Source organism: Massilia norwichensis, from assembly GCF_024753245.1.
Lineage (GTDB): Bacteria > Pseudomonadota > Gammaproteobacteria > Burkholderiales > Burkholderiaceae_D > Telluria > Telluria norwichensis.
The window spans coordinates 24,444-40,517 of sequence record NZ_JANUGX010000031.1; the positions used below are offsets into that span (position 1 = coordinate 24,444).

At 61.7% G+C, this 16,074-nt stretch carries 13 protein-coding genes; all 13 read left to right on the forward strand.

The window, feature by feature from the left end:
• The first annotated feature begins 260 nt into the window (after positions 1 to 260).
• The 13 genes from NX782_RS21520 to dut all read left to right on the forward strand — a co-directional run bounded on the left by NX782_RS21520 (position 261) and on the right by dut (position 16,068).
• Positions 261 to 2,183, forward strand: a complete 1,923-nt coding sequence (locus tag NX782_RS21520) for a PrkA family serine protein kinase (protein WP_258847545.1) — start codon at positions 261 to 263, stop codon at positions 2,181 to 2,183.
• Positions 2,184 to 2,405: 222 nt separating this feature from the next.
• A complete protein-coding gene (locus NX782_RS21525) occupies positions 2,406 to 3,677 on the forward strand; it encodes a YeaH/YhbH family protein (RefSeq protein ID WP_258847546.1) in 1,272 nt (423 codons plus the stop codon).
• Positions 3,678 to 3,690: 13 nt separating this feature from the next.
• Entirely contained in the window at positions 3,691 to 5,217 is a 1,527-nt protein-coding gene (locus NX782_RS21530) for a SpoVR family protein (protein WP_258847547.1), read from the forward strand.
• A 566-nt stretch (positions 5,218 to 5,783) separates the two neighbouring features.
• Positions 5,784 to 6,446: an energy transducer TonB gene (locus NX782_RS21535; RefSeq protein ID WP_258847548.1), complete on the forward strand. Its 663-nt coding sequence runs from the start codon at positions 5,784 to 5,786 to the stop codon at positions 6,444 to 6,446.
• 84 nt (positions 6,447 to 6,530) lie between these two features.
• The gene (locus NX782_RS21540; RefSeq protein ID WP_258847549.1) at positions 6,531 to 7,451 is read left to right on the forward strand and encodes a MotA/TolQ/ExbB proton channel family protein; all 921 of its coding nucleotides are present in this window, start codon (positions 6,531 to 6,533) and stop codon (positions 7,449 to 7,451) included.
• Positions 7,452 to 7,454: 3 nt separating this feature from the next.
• Positions 7,455 to 7,883, forward strand: coding sequence for an ExbD/TolR family protein (locus tag NX782_RS21545; protein ID WP_258847550.1), 429 nt, complete (start codon positions 7,455 to 7,457; stop codon positions 7,881 to 7,883).
• A 69-nt stretch (positions 7,884 to 7,952) separates the two neighbouring features.
• On the forward strand, positions 7,953 to 8,384 hold the full coding sequence (locus NX782_RS21550; protein WP_258847551.1) for an ExbD/TolR family protein: 432 nt from the start codon (positions 7,953 to 7,955) through the stop codon (positions 8,382 to 8,384).
• A 70-nt stretch (positions 8,385 to 8,454) separates the two neighbouring features.
• Positions 8,455 to 9,684 carry a tetratricopeptide repeat protein gene (locus NX782_RS21555; RefSeq protein WP_258847552.1) on the forward strand — a complete coding sequence of 410 codons (1,230 nt, stop codon included), beginning with the start codon at positions 8,455 to 8,457 and terminating at the stop codon, positions 9,682 to 9,684.
• 119 nt (positions 9,685 to 9,803) lie between these two features.
• Positions 9,804 to 10,775 (forward strand): bifunctional riboflavin kinase/FAD synthetase, encoded by a 972-nt coding sequence (locus NX782_RS21560; protein WP_258847553.1) that lies wholly within the window; start codon positions 9,804 to 9,806, stop codon positions 10,773 to 10,775.
• A gap of 92 nt (positions 10,776 to 10,867) precedes the next feature.
• On the forward strand, positions 10,868 to 13,756 hold the full coding sequence (gene ileS, locus NX782_RS21565; RefSeq protein ID WP_258847554.1) for an isoleucine--tRNA ligase: 2,889 nt from the start codon (positions 10,868 to 10,870) through the stop codon (positions 13,754 to 13,756).
• 65 nt (positions 13,757 to 13,821) lie between these two features.
• Positions 13,822 to 14,346 carry a signal peptidase II gene (gene lspA, locus NX782_RS21570; protein ID WP_258847555.1) on the forward strand — a complete coding sequence of 175 codons (525 nt, stop codon included), beginning with the start codon at positions 13,822 to 13,824 and terminating at the stop codon, positions 14,344 to 14,346.
• 22 nt (positions 14,347 to 14,368) lie between these two features.
• Positions 14,369 to 15,586 (forward strand): bifunctional phosphopantothenoylcysteine decarboxylase/phosphopantothenate--cysteine ligase CoaBC, encoded by a 1,218-nt coding sequence (coaBC, locus tag NX782_RS21575; RefSeq protein ID WP_258847590.1) that lies wholly within the window; start codon positions 14,369 to 14,371, stop codon positions 15,584 to 15,586.
• Between the two features lie 32 nt (positions 15,587 to 15,618).
• Positions 15,619 to 16,068: a dUTP diphosphatase gene (gene dut, locus NX782_RS21580; RefSeq protein WP_258847556.1), complete on the forward strand. Its 450-nt coding sequence runs from the start codon at positions 15,619 to 15,621 to the stop codon at positions 16,066 to 16,068.
• The last annotated feature ends 6 nt before the right edge of the window (positions 16,069 to 16,074 follow it).

Sequence of the window (16,074 nt, forward strand, 5' to 3'; positions counted from 1 at the left end):
TTTTGACTTCGAGAACTAATAGGCACATAATAAATTTCATAAGCGTAAGAAGACGCTCTCAGCGGGCGCTAACCGACCGGCCATATGGCCGGCTGAGAACAATAAAATCGCCCTCCGTTTCACGTCAGCCTTCGTGACTGACCTCTCTAACGCAGATGGCGACCCCACGACAGTTTCGATAACAGAACCGGGGCCTGGGCAGCCAACTTTCATCGGCTGCCGCGACAGTGATCAGTGTTAGCACATTAGAGGACATTCACATGACCATTTTTGACAACTACGCAGCCCGCTACGAGCGTACCAGGGAAGAGGAATACTCCCTGTCCGAGTATCTTCAACTCTGCAAAAAGGATCCCCTGACCTACGCCAGCGCTCCCGAGCGCATGCTGGCCGCCATTGGCGACCCCACCCTGGTCGATACCCGGCTCGACCCGCGCCTGTCGCGCATCTTCGCCAACAAGGTCATCAAGATTTACCCCGCTTTCCGCGAGTTCTACGGCATGGAGGAAGTGATCGAGCAGGTCGTCTCCTACTTCCGTCACGCGGCGCAGGGCCTGGAAGAACGCAAGCAGATCCTCTACCTGCTGGGTCCGGTGGGCGGCGGCAAATCGTCGATCGCCGAGAAACTCAAGCACCTGATGGAACAGATTCCCTTCTACGCAATCAAGGGCTCGCCGGTGAACGAATCGCCGCTCGGCCTGTTCAGCGAAGACGAAGACGGCGCCATCCTGGAAGAAGACTACGGCATCCCGCGCCGCTACCTGCGCAACGTGCCGAGCCCGTGGGCGGTCAAGCGCCTGCACGAATTCGGCGGCGACATCAACAAGTTCCGCGTGGTCAAGCGCTATCCGTCCATCCTCAAGCAGATCGCGATCGCCAAGACCGAGCCGGGCGACGAGAACAACCAGGACATCTCCTCGCTGGTCGGCAAGGTCGATATCCGCAAGCTCGAAGACTATTCGCAGGACGACCCGGACGCCTACAGCTACTCCGGCGGCCTGTGCCTGGCCAACCAGGGCCTGATGGAATTCGTCGAGATGTTCAAGGCCCCGATCAAGGTCCTGCACCCGCTGCTGACGGCCACGCAGGAAGGCAACTACAAGGGCACCGAGGGCTTCGGCGCGATCCCCTTCGAGGGCATCATCCTGGCGCACTCGAACGAATCCGAGTGGAAGACCTTCCGCAACAACCGCAACAACGAGGCCTTCCTCGATCGTATCTACATCGTCAAGGTGCCCTATTGCTTGCGTGTGTCCGACGAGATCAAGATCTACGACAAGCTGCTGCGCAACTCCTCGCTGGATAAAGCACCCTGCGCTCCAGGCACGCTGCGCATGATGGCGCAGTTCGCGATCCTGTCGCGCCTGAAGGACCCGGAAAACTCCAGCATCTATTCAAAGATGCTGGTGTACGACGGCGAGAACCTGAAGGACACCGATCCGAAGGCCAAGTCGATGCACGAATACGTCGACTACGCCGGCGTGGACGAAGGCATGAACGGCCTGTCGACGCGCTTCGCGTTCAAGATCCTGTCGAAGGTCTTCAACTTCGATAACACCGAAGTCGCGGCGAATCCGGTCCACCTGCTCTACGTGCTCGAACAGCAGATCGAGCGCGAGCAATTCGCCGGCGAGACCGAACAGCGCTACATGTCCTATATCAAGGAACACCTGGCGCAGCGTTATGTCGACTTCATCGGCAAGGAAATCCAGACCGCCTACCTGGAGAGTTATTCCGAGTACGGCCAGAACATCTTCGACCGCTACGTGACCTTTGCCGACTTCTGGATCCAGGACCAGGAATTCCGCGATCCGGACACCGGCGAGAGCTTCGACCGCGAATCGCTGAACGCCGAGCTGGAAAAGATCGAGAAGCCGGCCGGCATCTCGAATCCGAAGGACTTCCGGAACGAAATCGTCAACTTCGCCCTGCGTGCGCGTGCGACGAATGGCGGCAAGAATCCGGCCTGGACGAGCTACGAGAAATTCCGCACCGTGATCGAGAAGAAGATGTTCTCGAACACCGAGGAACTTCTGCCCGTCATTTCCTTCAATGCCAAGGCCAGCACCGAAGACGCGACCAAGCACGCCGACTTCGTAGCGCGCATGGTGGAGAAGGGTTACACGCCGAAACAGGTTCGTCTGCTGTGCGAGTGGTACTTGAGGGTTCGTAAATCGTCTTAAGCAACCTGCACTCGCGCGCAGAGTCAGCTTCACGGGGATGTGAGAAACCGTCGCGAGCGGAAGTCCAGGTGGCCGAGAAGCGCAGCCGTACTTACGGTACGGCGAGCATCGCAGGCCGCCTGGGCGACGCGCAGCAGGTTTATCACGCCCCCACCCAAAGCGCGTTAATATAGGGCCACGGGTGATACCCGGCCCGCCGCGAATTTGAGCAGGAGGCCTGTTTTGACTTACCTTATCGACCGACGCTTGCAGGGCAAGAACAAGTCTGCGGTCAACCGCGAACGCTTCTTGCGCCGCTACAAGGCGCAGATCAAGGATGCGGTCGGCCGGGCGATCAAGGGTCGCTCGATCACCGACATCGAAAATGGCGAAAAGGTCTCGATTCCCGTCAAGGACGTGAGCGAGCCGCATTTCGGACACGCCCACGGGGGTGTCTGGGAAGTCGTCAACCCCGGCAATACCGAATACCAGAAAGGCGACCAGATCAACCGTCCGCGCAGCGGTGGCGGCGGCAGCGGCCGCGGCCGCGCCGGCAACAGCGAGCAGACCACCGAGGATGATTTCATCTTCGAACTGAGCCGCGAAGAATTCATGAATTACTTCTTCGAGGACCTCGAGCTGCCGAACATGATCAAGACGCAGCTGACCCAGGTCGTCGAATTCAAGAACCAGCGTGCCGGCTACAACATCTCGGGCACGCCGTCCAACATCCACGTGCTGCGCTCGCTGCGCGGCGCGCTCGGCCGGCGCATTGCCGTCGGCGGCGCCAGCCGCAAGAACCTGGCGAAGCTCGAACAGGAACTCGAGGAGATCCAGGCGCTCGGCTTTGATGCCGACGATCCACGCGTGCTCGAACTGAAGCACAAGATCCACGCGCTGCACACGCGCCTGCTGGCGATTCCCTTCATCGATCCGATCGACCTGCGCTACAGCAACCGGATCAAGGTCCCCAAACCGTCGACCGCGGCCGTGATGTTCTGCATCATGGACGTATCCGGCTCCATGGACGAGAGCCGCAAGGACACCGCCAAGCGCTTCTTCATCCTGCTCTACCTGTTCCTCAAGCGCGTGTACGAGAAGATCGACGTGGTCTTCATCCGTCACCATACCGCGGCGGCCGAGGTCGACGAGAACGATTTCTTCCACTCGCGCGAATCGGGCGGCACCGTGGTGTCCTCGGCCCTGCACCTGCTGAACAAGGTCATCAGCGAACGCTACAGCAGTGGCGACTGGAACAGCTACGTGGCCCAGGCCTCCGACGGCGACAACTGGGACAACGACTCGGTCCTGTGCAAGCAGATCCTGACCAATGCCATCATGCCGCGGGTGCAGTACTACACCTATGTCGAGATCACGGACGGCCCACCGCAAAACCTGTGGGAGCAATATTCCGAGGTCGCGACCACGCATGCGAACTTCGCGATGCAGAAGATCGTGACGCCGGCCGACATCTATCCGGTGTTCCGCGAATTGTTCAAGAAGCAGCCCAAGTAGACGAGGCAAGCCCATGCCAAGAGATCCCAAACACCCGCGTGCCCTGCCCGAACAGTCCGAATGGACTTTCGACCTGATCGAGCAGGCCCACGAGGAAATCCGCCGCGTGGCCAGGAAGTTCGGCCTCGACACCTACCCCAACCAGCTCGAAATCATTACCGCCGAGCAGATGATGGATGCCTACACCTCGGTGGGCATGCCGGTCTCGTACAACCACTGGTCCTTCGGCAAGCATTTCCTGACTACGGAAAAAGGCTACAAGCGCGGCCAGATGGGCCTGGCCTACGAGATCGTGATCAACTCGAACCCCTGCATTGCCTACCTGATGGAGGAAAACAGCCTGACGATGCAGGCGCTGGTGATCGCCCATGCCGCCTATGGCCACAATTCCTTCTTCAAGGGCAATTACCTGTTCCGCACCTGGACCGATGCCGATGCCATCGTCGACTACATGGTCTTCGCCAAGAACTATATAGCCGAGTGCGAACAGCGGCATGGCATCGACGCCGTCGAAGAGCTGCTCGACTCCTGCCACGCGATCCAGAACTACGGGGTCGACCGCTACAAGCGTCCGGCCAAGCTGTCGGTGGCCCAGGAACAGAACCGCCAGAAAGAACGCGAGGAGTACGCGCAGTCGCAGGTCAACGAAATCTGGCGCACCCTGCCGCGCCGCGAAGAAAGCCGGCAGGACGCGCCGCCGCCGCGCTTCCCGGCCGAGCCCGAGGAAAACCTGCTCTACTTCATCGAGAAGTACGCCCCGCTGCTCGAGCCCTGGCAGCGCGAGCTGGTGCGTATCACGCGCAAGATCTCGCAGTACTTCTATCCGCAGCGCCAGACCCAGGTGATGAACGAGGGCTGGGCCACCTTCTGGCACTACACCATCCTGCACGAACTATATAAAGAGGGGATCGTCGGCGACGGTTTCATGCTCGAGTTCCTGCAGAGCCATACCAACGTCGTCTACCAGCCGCCCGCGACCAGCCCTTATTACAATGGCATCAATCCCTACGCGCTTGGCTTTGCGATGATGACGGACATAAAACGCATCTGCGAAGACCCGACCGACGAAGACCGTGCCTGGTTCCCCGACATCGCCGGCAGCGACTGGATCAAGACCCTCGATTTCGCGATGCGCAATTTCAAGGACGAGAGCTTCATTGCACAGTACCTGTCGCCGAAGCTGATCCGCGAGTTCCACTTCTTCGCCGTACTGGATGACGACCGCAGCGACAAGCTGACGATCTCGGCCATCCACGACGAGCAGGGCTACCGCTATGTGCGCCAGCAGCTGGCCGAGCAGTACAACCTCGGCAACCGCGAGCCGAACATCCAGGTCTGGCAGGTCAATACCCGCGACGACCGTGCGCTGACCCTGCGCCATACCCAGTTCCAGCGCCGCCCGCTGAACCAGCAGGCGCACGAGGTGCTCAAGCACGTGGCGCGGCTCTGGGGTTTCGACGTCCGGCTGGAAACGGTGGACCCGTCCGGCCGCGTGGTCAGCAGCCTCGAGTGCCGCCGCGAGAAACGCGCCCGCTATTAATAGCAAGCGCCGCCGGCGCCTTCTGCCTCAACAGGCCTGCCCCTAGTCCGGGCAGGCCTTTTTTCTGCGTCAAGACAAACTTCCACTTGCGTGGCCGTTGAGCCATATCAAAGAGACGTCTGTACATAAGTGCCTCTTATGACTCTCCCCCTAGGAACAGGGGTAAAGCCGTTTCAACAGTACGCCCCCTGTTACTGAATCTGGCTATAGTTTGCAGAAAGGCCATGAATGGATCATATGATATTTGCTAGCTGGCAAATTCAGCATGGAAAATTTGGTCAAATGGGTAGGCCCGCCTCATCTTCCACACATCATGAAAGGGTTCTCGTCAATATTATAAAAAAGCTAACTTCATTCCCCATTATGTACGCTACTAAGCCTCATATCTGATGAGCTTGTTTGCTTGGTTTTACAGGCAGTTAGCCCTTCTTTTGAGGTATAAAAATGTATGTGCAAAAAAGAATTCGTAGGTATAATTCGCCGATGTCCCGGATGCGGCCGTAGATTTTGTCGTGTTTAGTGGGTTTAGTAGCACCAAAAAAGAGATGGTATTGGAGAAATATGGCATGAATTTTTCGCATGAGAAGAACCCCGGGAAGAATTTCACAGGTATCGCCATCGTCGTCGTGTTGCACGTCCTGGTCGCTTGGGCAATCATCAACGGCCTTGGTACCCGTATCGTCAGCAAGGTGACCGAAGCTGTGGAAACCAAGCTGATCGAAGAAGTGAAGCCGCCGCCACCGCCGGAAACTCCGCCGCCGCCGCCGCCGCCGGAAATGAAGGCCCCGCCGCCTCCGTTCATCCCGCCGGTCGAAGTGCAGGTGCAGCAACCGCCGCCGCCGCAAAACACGATCGCTGCCGCAACGAACACGCCGCCGCCGACCACGAATCTGGCACCGCCGGCGCCGCCGGCACCGACGGCCGCTCCGGCCGCCGCACCGAAGGGTCCGTCGAGGACTGCGGCCGTGGTTGACTTCAATACGTGCTCGAAGCCGGAATACCCGAAATCGTCGCTGCGTAACGAAGAAACTGGTGTATCGACCATCTTGTTCAAAATTGCAGCAGATGGTTCTGTACAGGGAGCTTCGATCCAGAAATCGAGTGGCTTCCGTGATTTGGACAAGGCAGCAATGGCAGCCTTGAGCAAATGCCGATTTAAAGCGGCAACCGAGAACGGCCAAGCGGTAGAATCCTCGCAACCTGTGCAGTATGTCTGGACGCTGGACTAACCCGAGGCAGTAACATCGTCTCAAACTGTGATTTTCGTTGTCATTTGTTCAGCGAACTGTTCATTTTAAATTTTTGGAGGAAGCATGTTTAAGAATACCCGTTTGTCCGCTGTCCTGGCGGCTGTCCTGTTCTCGGTAACGGCGGCATCGGCCCTGGTCTCCGCACCGGCCTTCGCTGACGCTCCTGCAGGCGCCACCGCTCCTGCGGCAGGCGCACCGGCAGACGCAGCTGCACCGGCACCTGCTGCCGACGCAGCAGCCGCTCCGGCAGCTCCGGCTGCCGAAGGCACCCACGAAAAAGTCGAGAACCCGTACGGTCCGGCAAAGATGTGGGCAGAAGGCGACTTCGTCAACAAAGGCACCATCATCATCCTGTCGCTGATGTCGATCGGCTCGTGGTACATCATCATCACCAAGCTGCTGGACCAGATGAAGATCTTCCGTCAGTCGAAGGAAACCAACCAGAAGTTCTGGAAAGCACCGTCGATCGCTGCCGGCTCGGCTGCACTGACCAACGGCTCGCCGTTCCGCTTCATCGCTGAAACCGGCACCAAGGCAACCCAGCACCACGACGGCGCCCTGCTCGAGCAGATCGACCTGTCGACCTGGGTGACCATGCAGATCCAGCGCGCCGTGGACAAAGTCCAGTCGCGTCTGCAAGACGGCCTGTCGTTCCTGGCAACCGTCGGTTCGACCTCGCCGTTCATCGGTCTGTTCGGTACCGTCTGGGGCATCTACAACGCACTGACCGCTATCGGTATGTCGGGTAACGCCTCGATCGACAAGGTCGCAGGTCCGGTGGGTGAAGCACTGATCATGACTGCATTCGGTCTGTTCGTCGCAGTTCCGGCAGTTCTGGGTTACAACTGGCTGGTCCGCCGCAACAAGGCTGCCATGGAAGACGTTCGTTCGTTCAGCGCCGACGTGCACTCGGTCCTGATCTCGGGCGCTATGTCGACCTCGGAAGCTGGTCGCGCCGCAGCAAGCGCTAAAAAGGTTGGGTAAATCATGTCAATGAGTGTCGGCTCCGATTCCGGAGATGAAGATACCGTGATGTCGGAGATCAACACGACGCCGCTCGTCGACATCATGTTGGTTCTCCTTATCATCTTCTTGGTCACCAGCCCGGTCGTCTTGAAGCTGCAAAACGTTAAGCTGCCAATCGAGGCAAACCAGGTCACCAAGACCAAGCCGGAAGACATCAACATCACCGTCAACCGTGAAGGGGAGATGTACTGGAACCAGACCCATATTGCTAACACCGACGAACTGTTCAAGTTCTTCGCTGAGCAATCGGTGAAGGTGCCGCAACCTGCAGTCAAGGTACGCGGCGACCAGGCGACCCGTTACGAAGCGATCGGCCGTGTGATCTATACGGCACAGCGTGCCGGGGTGCAAAAGGTCGGTTTCATTATCGAACCGCCGGACAAGGGTTAATAACCTGAACAGTGGTGCCGGGCTTGCCCGGCACCCTGTCGATGCCCCCGACATTTGAAAGGAAACATCATGGGTATGAACGTAGGTGGCGGCTCCGCCAAGGGAGCAGATCCGGAACCGATGATGGAAATGAACATGACGCCGCTGATCGACGTCCTGCTCGTTCTCATCGTTATGATGATCATCACGATTCCGAAGCAAAACCACTCGGTCAATCTGAACATGCCGGTCGGCACCCCGCCGCCGCAGACCGAGAAGCCGCAAGTGGTGACGATCGACGTGGACTTCGACGGTACCATCCTCTGGGATGGCCAGACGATCCCGGATCGTGCGACCCTGGAAGCCAAGATGAACAGCATCGCTGCGATGCCCAACCAGCCGGAAGTGCATCTGCGTCCGAACAAGCTGGTCGAGTACAAAGTGGTGGCTGGCGTCATGGCATCGGCGCAGCGTCTGGGCGTGACCAAGATCGGTATGGTCGGTAACGAACAGTTCCAGTAATCAGCTTTGGCTATAATGAACACGGCAGGGATTCCCTGCCGTGTCTATTTTGAATGAAAGAATTCCGATAATGTCTAAGTTCCGCCTCGCACACCTCGGCCTCGTCATGGCCGCACTCGGTTTCACCGCCGCCGCCCCGGTGGTAGGCCTGGCCCCGGCCTACGCCGCCGAGACCCTCCGTCCGGAAATCGGCAAGCCGCTGCAGGAAGCGCAGCAACTGATGAAGTCGGGCAAGAACAAGGAAGCCCTGGCCAAGCTGCGCCAGCTCGACAGCGTCAGCGGCAAATCCGCCAACGAGACTTACCTGATCGAACGCACCCGCGCAGGCGCCGCATCGCAGGCGGGCGACTACGATGCCGCTGCCAAGTCCTTCGAATACCTGATCGGTTCGGGCAAGCTGTCGGCGAGCGAAAAAGCGCAAATGTCGAAAGGCCTGATCGGCATCTACATGCGTTCCGGCGACCTGAACAAGGCGAACGCCGCCATCCAGGCCCAGCTGAAGGACCGTGACGATCCGGAACTGCGCGCCTACCTGCTGCAGAACTACTACAAGCAGGGCAACACCGCCGCGCTCGAGACCGAACTGCGCAATGCCGAAAAGGCCGGTCGCATGACCGAAGACCAGCTGGGCATGCTGGCCAACGTGCAGCTGAAGAAGAACGACAAAGCCGGTTACGTCAACACCATCGAGAAACTGGCCGCCAACTATCCGAAGGCCCAGTACTGGACCGACCTGCTGAACCGCGTGCAGAGCAAGCCGGGCTTCGCAAGCCGCCTGACGATCGACGTCTGGCGCCTGCGCCTGGCGAATAACCTGATGAAGAAGCCGAGCGAATACATGGAAATGGCCCAGCTCGTGCTGCAGGCCCGTGCGCCGGCGGAAGCCATCAAGGTCATCGACAAGGGCTACAAGGCAGGCGCACTGGGCACCGGCCCGGACGCTGCCCGTCACCAGCGCCTGAAGGACCTGGCCGAGAAGAACCTGGCCGAGCAGAACAAGACGCTGGCAACCGAAGAAGCCCAGGCGCGCAAGGATGGCGACAACGACGGCCTGGCCACCCTCGGCTACGCCCTGGTCCAGTCCGGCCAGACCGACAAGGGCCTGAAGATGCTGGAAGAAGCATCCAAAGCCAAGAACCTGAAGTATCCGGAAGACGTCAAGCTGCGTCTGGGCGAAGCGTATGCCGTGGCAGGCAAGAAGCAGCAGGCCATCAACACGCTGAAGACCGTCGGCGGCAAGGACGGCACTGCCGACCTGGCCCGTTACTTCATCATGGCGATCAACAAGCCGGCGGCCTGAGCCCCGACTTTTTGCAGCAATCGCTGAAAAGCGCCGCCCTGCTCTGCAGGCGGCGCTTTTTTTGTTTCCCACGGGTTGCCGTATAATCTGGTATTTCGCCTCGGAGCACGAATCATCCAATGAAGGTATTTCGCGGACTTCCCAACGACAGGGCGCGCGCGCCATGCGCACTCACGATCGGCAACTTCGACGGTGTCCACCGCGGTCACCAGGCGTTGTTGGCGCACGTGACCGCGGCTGCGCACCGTCTCGGACTGGAATCGGCCGTGATGACCTTCGAGCCGCATCCGCGCGAATACTTCGCCCGCCGTGCCAACGATCTGTCCAAGGCCCCGGCGCGCATCGCCAACCTGCGCGACAAGCTGGAATCGCTGTCCGATGCCGGCGTCGACCGCGTCATCGTCGAACACTTCAACGAGCATTTCGCCTCGATGTCGCCGCAGGAATTCACGCAGCGCGTGCTGGTCGAGGGCCTGCACGTGAAATGGCTGATGGTCGGCGACGATTTCTGCTACGGCGCCCGGCGCGCCGGCAACATCCCCATGCTGATCGAGGCCGGCAAGGAATTCGGCTTCGAGGTCCACAGCCTGCCGGCGGTGCTGCACGACGCCACCCGCATCTCGTCTTCGGCCGTGCGCGCCGCGCTGGCGCAAGGCGATTTCGAGGCCACCCGAGCCCTGCTCGGCCACCCCTATTCGATGTCCGGCCACGTGATCCACGGCGCCAAGCTGGGCCGCACGCTGGGCTTCCCGACCCTGAACCTGCGCGTCGCCCACCGTCCGGCCCTGGCCGGCATCTTCGTGGTGCAGGTGCATGGCCTGGCGGACCAGCCGCTGCCGGCCGTCGCCAGCCTGGGCGTGCGCCCGACCGTCGAGGACGCGGGCCGCATGCTGCTCGAAGTTCACATCTTCGACTGGAACCAGTCCTGCTACGGCAAGCTGGTCCGGGTCGAATTCCTGTCCAAGCTGCGCGACGAGGAAAAATACGTCGACCTGCCGACACTCACCGCTGCCATCGACCGCGATGCCCAGCAGGCGCGCGCCTGGTTCGCTCAGCGCCGGGCCGCTCTCACCGCCACCGACCGAATTTGAACGTGAACGACCCGGCCTCGCCGCCCGCCAAGTTGCAATGCAGGCGCAGGCCACTCTTCACGCACAACAGCAGTTCACTTTAGAAAAATCCTATGTCCGATACCAAGAACGGCCCGAAAGGCGCCAAACAAGGCAACAAGCCCGAAAGTAAATACCCGGTCAACATGACCGACACCCCCTTCCCGATGCGCGGCGACCTCGCCAAGCGCGAACCGGGCTGGGTCAAGCAGTGGCAAGACAAGAAGATCTACGAGCGCGTGCGCAAGGCCGCCGCCGGCCGCCCGAAGTTCATCCTGCACGACGGTCCGCCCTACGCCAACGGCGACATCCACCTGGGCCACTCGGTCAACAAGATCCTGAAGGATATGGTCGTCAAGTCGCGCACCATGGCCGGCTTCGACGCGCCCTACGTGCCGGGCTGGGACTGCCATGGCATGCCGATCGAGATCCAGATCGAAAAACTGTACGGCAAGAACCTGCCGACCGCTGAAGTGCTGCAGAAAGCCCGCGCCTACGCGCTCGAACAGATCGACCGCCAGCGCGCCGGCTTCATCCGCCTGGGCGTGCTGGGCGAATGGGACAACCCCTACATGACCATGGCCTACGGTAACGAAGCCGACGAGCTGCGCGCCCTCGGCACCCTGCTCGACAAGGGTTATGTCTACCGCGGCCTGAAGCCGGTGAACTGGTGCTTCGACTGCGGCTCGGCGCTGGCCGAAGCAGAAGTCGAATACCAGGACAAGCGCGACCCGGCGATCGACGTCGGCTTCCCGTTTGCGGAACCGGAAAAGCTGGCAAGCGCCTTCGGCCTGCCGCAGCTGCCGGAAGGCGACGGCTTCATCGTGATCTGGACCACCACCCCGTGGACCATTCCGTCGAACCAGGCGCTGAACGTGCACCCGGAAGTGACCTACGCACTGGTCAAGACCGAAAAGGACGGCAAGCCGCTGCTGCTGCTGGTCGCCAAGGATCTCGCCGAGTCCGTCCTCCAGCGCTACAAGCTGGAAGGCGACGTCGTCGCCACCACCACCGGCGAAAAGCTGGGCGGCATCCGCTTCAAGCACCCGCTGCACAAGGCCGATCCGTTCTACGACCGCACCTCGCCGGTCTACCTGGCCGACTACGTCACCACCGACAGCGGTACCGGCGTGGTCCACTCGGCGCCGGCTTACGGCCTCGAAGACTTCCAGTCCTGCAAAGCGCACGGCATGAAGGATGACGAGATCCTGAAACCGGTGATGGGCGACGGCCGCTTCGCGAGCACCCTGCCGCTGTTCGGCGGCATGACGATCTGGGAAGCGAGCAAGCCGATCTGCGCGGCCCTGACCGAGGCCGGCGCCCTGTTCGAACTGAAGATGTTCGACCACAGCTACATGCACTGCTGGCGCCACAAGACCCCGATCGTCTACCGCGCGACCTCGCAGTGGTTCGCCGGCATGGACGTCACCCCGAAGGATGGCGGCCCGACCCTGCGCGAAACCGCGCTGGCCGGCATCGCCGATACCCAGTTCTTCCCGGACTGGGGCCAGGCGCGCCTGCAGGGCATGATCGCCAACCGTCCGGACTGGACCCTGTCGCGCCAGCGTCAGTGGGGCGTGCCGATGGCCTTCTTCATCCACAAGGAGACCGGCGAGCTGCACCCGCGCACCCCGGAACTGCTGGAGCAGGTGGCCAAGCTGATCGAAGCGAACGGCATCGATGCCTGGCATTCGCTCGATCCTCAAACGCTGCTGGGTGACGACGCCGCCATGTACGAGAAGAACCGCGACACGCTGGACGTCTGGTTCGACTCGGGCACCACGCACCAGACCGTGCTGCGCGGCTCGCACAAGGACCAATCCGCCTTCCCGGCCGACCTCTACCTGGAAGGTTCGGACCAGCACCGCGGCTGGTTCCATTCGTCGCTGCTGACCTCCTCGATGCTGAACGGCCGTCCGCCCTACAAGGCGCTGCTGACCCACGGCTTCACCGTCGACGAGCATGGCCGCAAGATGTCGAAGTCGCTGGGCAACGTGCTGTCGCCGCAGAAGATCAGCGACAGCCTCGGCGCCGACATCCTGCGCCTGTGGGTCGCCTCGACCGACTACACCGGCGAACTGGCGCTGTCGGAAGAGATCCTGAAGCGCGTGACCGAAGCCTACCGCCGCATCCGCAACACCCTGCGCTTCCTGCTGGCGAACACCTCGGACTTCGACCCGGTGAAGAACGCCGTGCCGGTGGCCGAGATGTTCGAGATCGACCGTTACGCGCTGGCCGAGACCGCGCGCCTGCAGGCGGACGTCGCCGCGCACTTCGAGCGCTACGAGTTCCACCCGGTGGTCGCGCGCCTGCAGAACTTCTGCTCGGAAGACCTGGGCGGCTTCTACCTCGACATCCTGAAGGACCGCCTGTACACCACCGGCGTCGATTCGATCGCACGCCGCTCGGCCCAGACCGCGCTGTGGCACATCGCCCACGCGCTGCTGCGCATCATGGCGCCGATCCTGTCCTTCACCGCCGAGGAAGCCTGGGCCGTGTTCGCGGGCGAGCAAGCCTACAAGGACTCCGACGAGACCATCTTCACCCAGACCCTGTGGACCTTCCCGGAAGTCGCGGACGGCGCCGCCCTGCTCGACAAGTACGCGCTGCTGCGCGCCGTGCGCACCGACGTCACCAAGCAGCTGGAAGAAGTGCGCGCATCCGGCGCGATCGGCTCCTCGCTGCAGGCGGAACTGGCACTCAAGGCTGCCGGCGACAAGTACGATGCGCTGGCAAGCCTGATTGATGACCTGAAGTTCGTCTTCATCACCTCGCAGGCAAGCGTCGAGAAGGTTGAAGATGCAGCCCAGGAAGCCGTCGCGGTGACGCCGTCGGCAGCGGAAAAGTGCGAGCGCTGCTGGCACTACCGCCGCGACGTCGGCCACGACGCCAGCCACCCGGGCCTGTGCGCCCGCTGCACGAGCAACCTGTTCGGCAGCGGCGAGAAGCGCAAGTTCGCTTAAGCCCCCGCCGCCCGCGCCGGTTGCACAGACCGGCGCGGGCGTGTTCTTTCCTCATCGTCCCAGCCATGGCCACAAAAAAAACCAAACCAAGCTTCACCGCCGTCAAATCCAGCGCGGGCGCCAGCCTGACGCCCTGGCTCGGCATCGCTTTCATCGTGATCCTGCTCGACCAGATCAGCAAGATCACCATCACCCGCACCTTCACCCACGGCGAAGAGAAGCCGATCACCAGCTTCTTCAACCTGGTGCTCGCGTATAACCCGGGCGCGGCCTTCAGCTTCCTTTCCGACCAGGGCGGCTGGCAGAAGTACTTCTTCGCCGGGATCGCGATCGCCGCGGTCGTCTTCATCATCTACCTGCTGCGCAAGCACGCCGGCCAGCGCATGTTCTGCTGGGCCCTGGCCCTGATCATGGGCGGCGCGCTCGGCAACCTGATCGACCGCCTGGCCTACGGCCACGTGATCGACTTCCTCGACTTCCACCTGCGCGGCGTCGGCCACTTCCCGGCCTTCAATATCGCCGACACCGCGATCAGCATCGGCGCCATCCTGTTCATCTTCGACGAACTGCGCCGGGTGAACAAGCACTAAGCATCGGAGACAAGCAATGAGCATGGACCTGAAGGGCAAGAAGATCGTCCTCGGCCTGTCCGGCGGCGTGGCCTGCTACAAGGCCGCGGAGCTGTGCCGCGCCCTGACCAAGGAGGGCGCCAGTGTGCAGGTCGTGATGACCGACGCCGCGACCCACTTCATCGGTCCGGTGACGATGCAGGCCCTGTCAGGCCGCACCGTCTACACCGACCAGTGGGACGGCCGCATCCCCAACAACATGGCCCACATCGACCTGACGCGCGACGCCGATGCGATCCTGATCGCGCCCTGCTCCGCCGACTTCCTGTTCAAGCTCGCGCACGGCGCCACCGACGACCTGCTGTCGACCCTGTGCCTGGCGCGCCCGCACCAGGTGCCGCTGCTCGTGGCCCCGGCAATGAACGTCGAGATGTGGGAGAAGCCGGCCACGCAGCGCAACGTCGCGCAATTGCGCGAAGACGGCGTCTGCATCTTCGGCCCCGCCGCCGGCTCCCAGGCCTGCGGCGAGACCGGCATGGGCCGCATGCTGGAGCCGCATGAACTGCTCGAGGAACTGGTGGCATCGTTCCAGCCCAAGGTCCTGGCGGGCAAGCGTGTGCTGATCACGGCCGGCCCGACCTACGAGGCGATCGACCCGGTGCGCGGCATCACCAATCTGTCGTCCGGCAAGATGGGCTATGCGGTGGCGCGCGCCGCGCGCGAGGCCGGCGCCGAGGTCACGCTGGTGTCCGGCCCGACCGCGCTCGACACCCCGCACGGCGTGCGCCGCATCGACGTGCAGAGCGCCCGGCAGATGCTGGACGCGGTGATGGCCGGCATCCAGGGCCAGCACATCTTCATCGGCGTGGCGGCCGTCGCCGACTGGCGCGTCGAGAATGCCAGCGAACAGAAGATCAAGAAAGACGGCAGCGGCACGCCGCAACTGCAGTTCGCGCAGAACCCGGACATCCTCGCGACCGTCGCCGGCACCACCTCGCTGAGCGGCTGGCCGTATTGCGTGGGCTTTGCCGCCGAGTCGGAAAACCTGATCGAATACGGCGCCGCCAAGCGCGAAAAGAAAGGCATTCCTTTGTTGGTAGGCAATATCGGCCACCATACCTTCGGTCAGGATGAGAATGCGATCGTGCTGTTCGACGACAGCGGCCACACCGTGCTGCCGCAGGCAGGCAAGCTGCAACTGGCGCGCCAGCTGGTCTCCGAAATCGCCAAGCGCCTCGAACAGCGCTCGCTGCTGACTTGAATCACCGTTGAATCACCCCTGATCCCTCCCCCATGAAACAGATAGACCTCAAGATTCTCGACCCGCGCATGAAGAACTTCCTGCCGGCCTACGCCACCGAAGGCAGCGCCGGCCTCGACCTGCGTGCCTGCGTCGACGCTCCGCTCACCTTGGCCCCCGGACAGACCGTGCTGGTGCCGACCGGCCTGGCGATCCACATCGCCGATCCGGGCTATGCCGCGATGATCCTGCCGCGAAGCGGGCTCGGCCATAAGAACGGCATCGTTCTCGGCAATCTGGTAGGCTTGATCGACTCCGATTACCAGGGCCAGCTGATGGTCTCGACCTGGAACCGGGGCCAGTCCGCGTTCACGCTGCAGCCGATGGACAGGCTCGCGCAGCTGGTCGTGGTTCCCGTCGTTCAGGTTGGCTTCAACGTCGTGGAGGAATTCGCATCGAGCGACCGGGGCACCGGCGGTTTCGGCAGCACCGGCAAACAATAAACAAGA

Coding starts and splice junctions, on each gene's coding strand:
- NX782_RS21520 (WP_258847545.1), top strand. CDS start 261: ATGACCATTTTTGACAACTACGCAGCCCGCTACGAGCGTACCAGGGAA.
- NX782_RS21530 (WP_258847547.1), top strand. CDS start 3,691: ATGCCAAGAGATCCCAAACACCCGCGTGCCCTGCCCGAACAGTCCGAA.
- NX782_RS21535 (WP_258847548.1), top strand. CDS start 5,784: ATGAATTTTTCGCATGAGAAGAACCCCGGGAAGAATTTCACAGGTATC.
- NX782_RS21540 (WP_258847549.1), top strand. CDS start 6,531: ATGTTTAAGAATACCCGTTTGTCCGCTGTCCTGGCGGCTGTCCTGTTC.
- NX782_RS21545 (WP_258847550.1), top strand. CDS start 7,455: ATGTCAATGAGTGTCGGCTCCGATTCCGGAGATGAAGATACCGTGATG.
- NX782_RS21550 (WP_258847551.1), top strand. CDS start 7,953: ATGGGTATGAACGTAGGTGGCGGCTCCGCCAAGGGAGCAGATCCGGAA.
- NX782_RS21555 (WP_258847552.1), top strand. CDS start 8,455: ATGTCTAAGTTCCGCCTCGCACACCTCGGCCTCGTCATGGCCGCACTC.
- NX782_RS21560 (WP_258847553.1), top strand. CDS start 9,804: ATGAAGGTATTTCGCGGACTTCCCAACGACAGGGCGCGCGCGCCATGC.
- ileS (WP_258847554.1), top strand. CDS start 10,868: ATGTCCGATACCAAGAACGGCCCGAAAGGCGCCAAACAAGGCAACAAG.
- lspA (WP_258847555.1), top strand. CDS start 13,822: ATGGCCACAAAAAAAACCAAACCAAGCTTCACCGCCGTCAAATCCAGC.
- coaBC (WP_258847590.1), top strand. CDS start 14,369: ATGGACCTGAAGGGCAAGAAGATCGTCCTCGGCCTGTCCGGCGGCGTG.
- dut (WP_258847556.1), top strand. CDS start 15,619: ATGAAACAGATAGACCTCAAGATTCTCGACCCGCGCATGAAGAACTTC.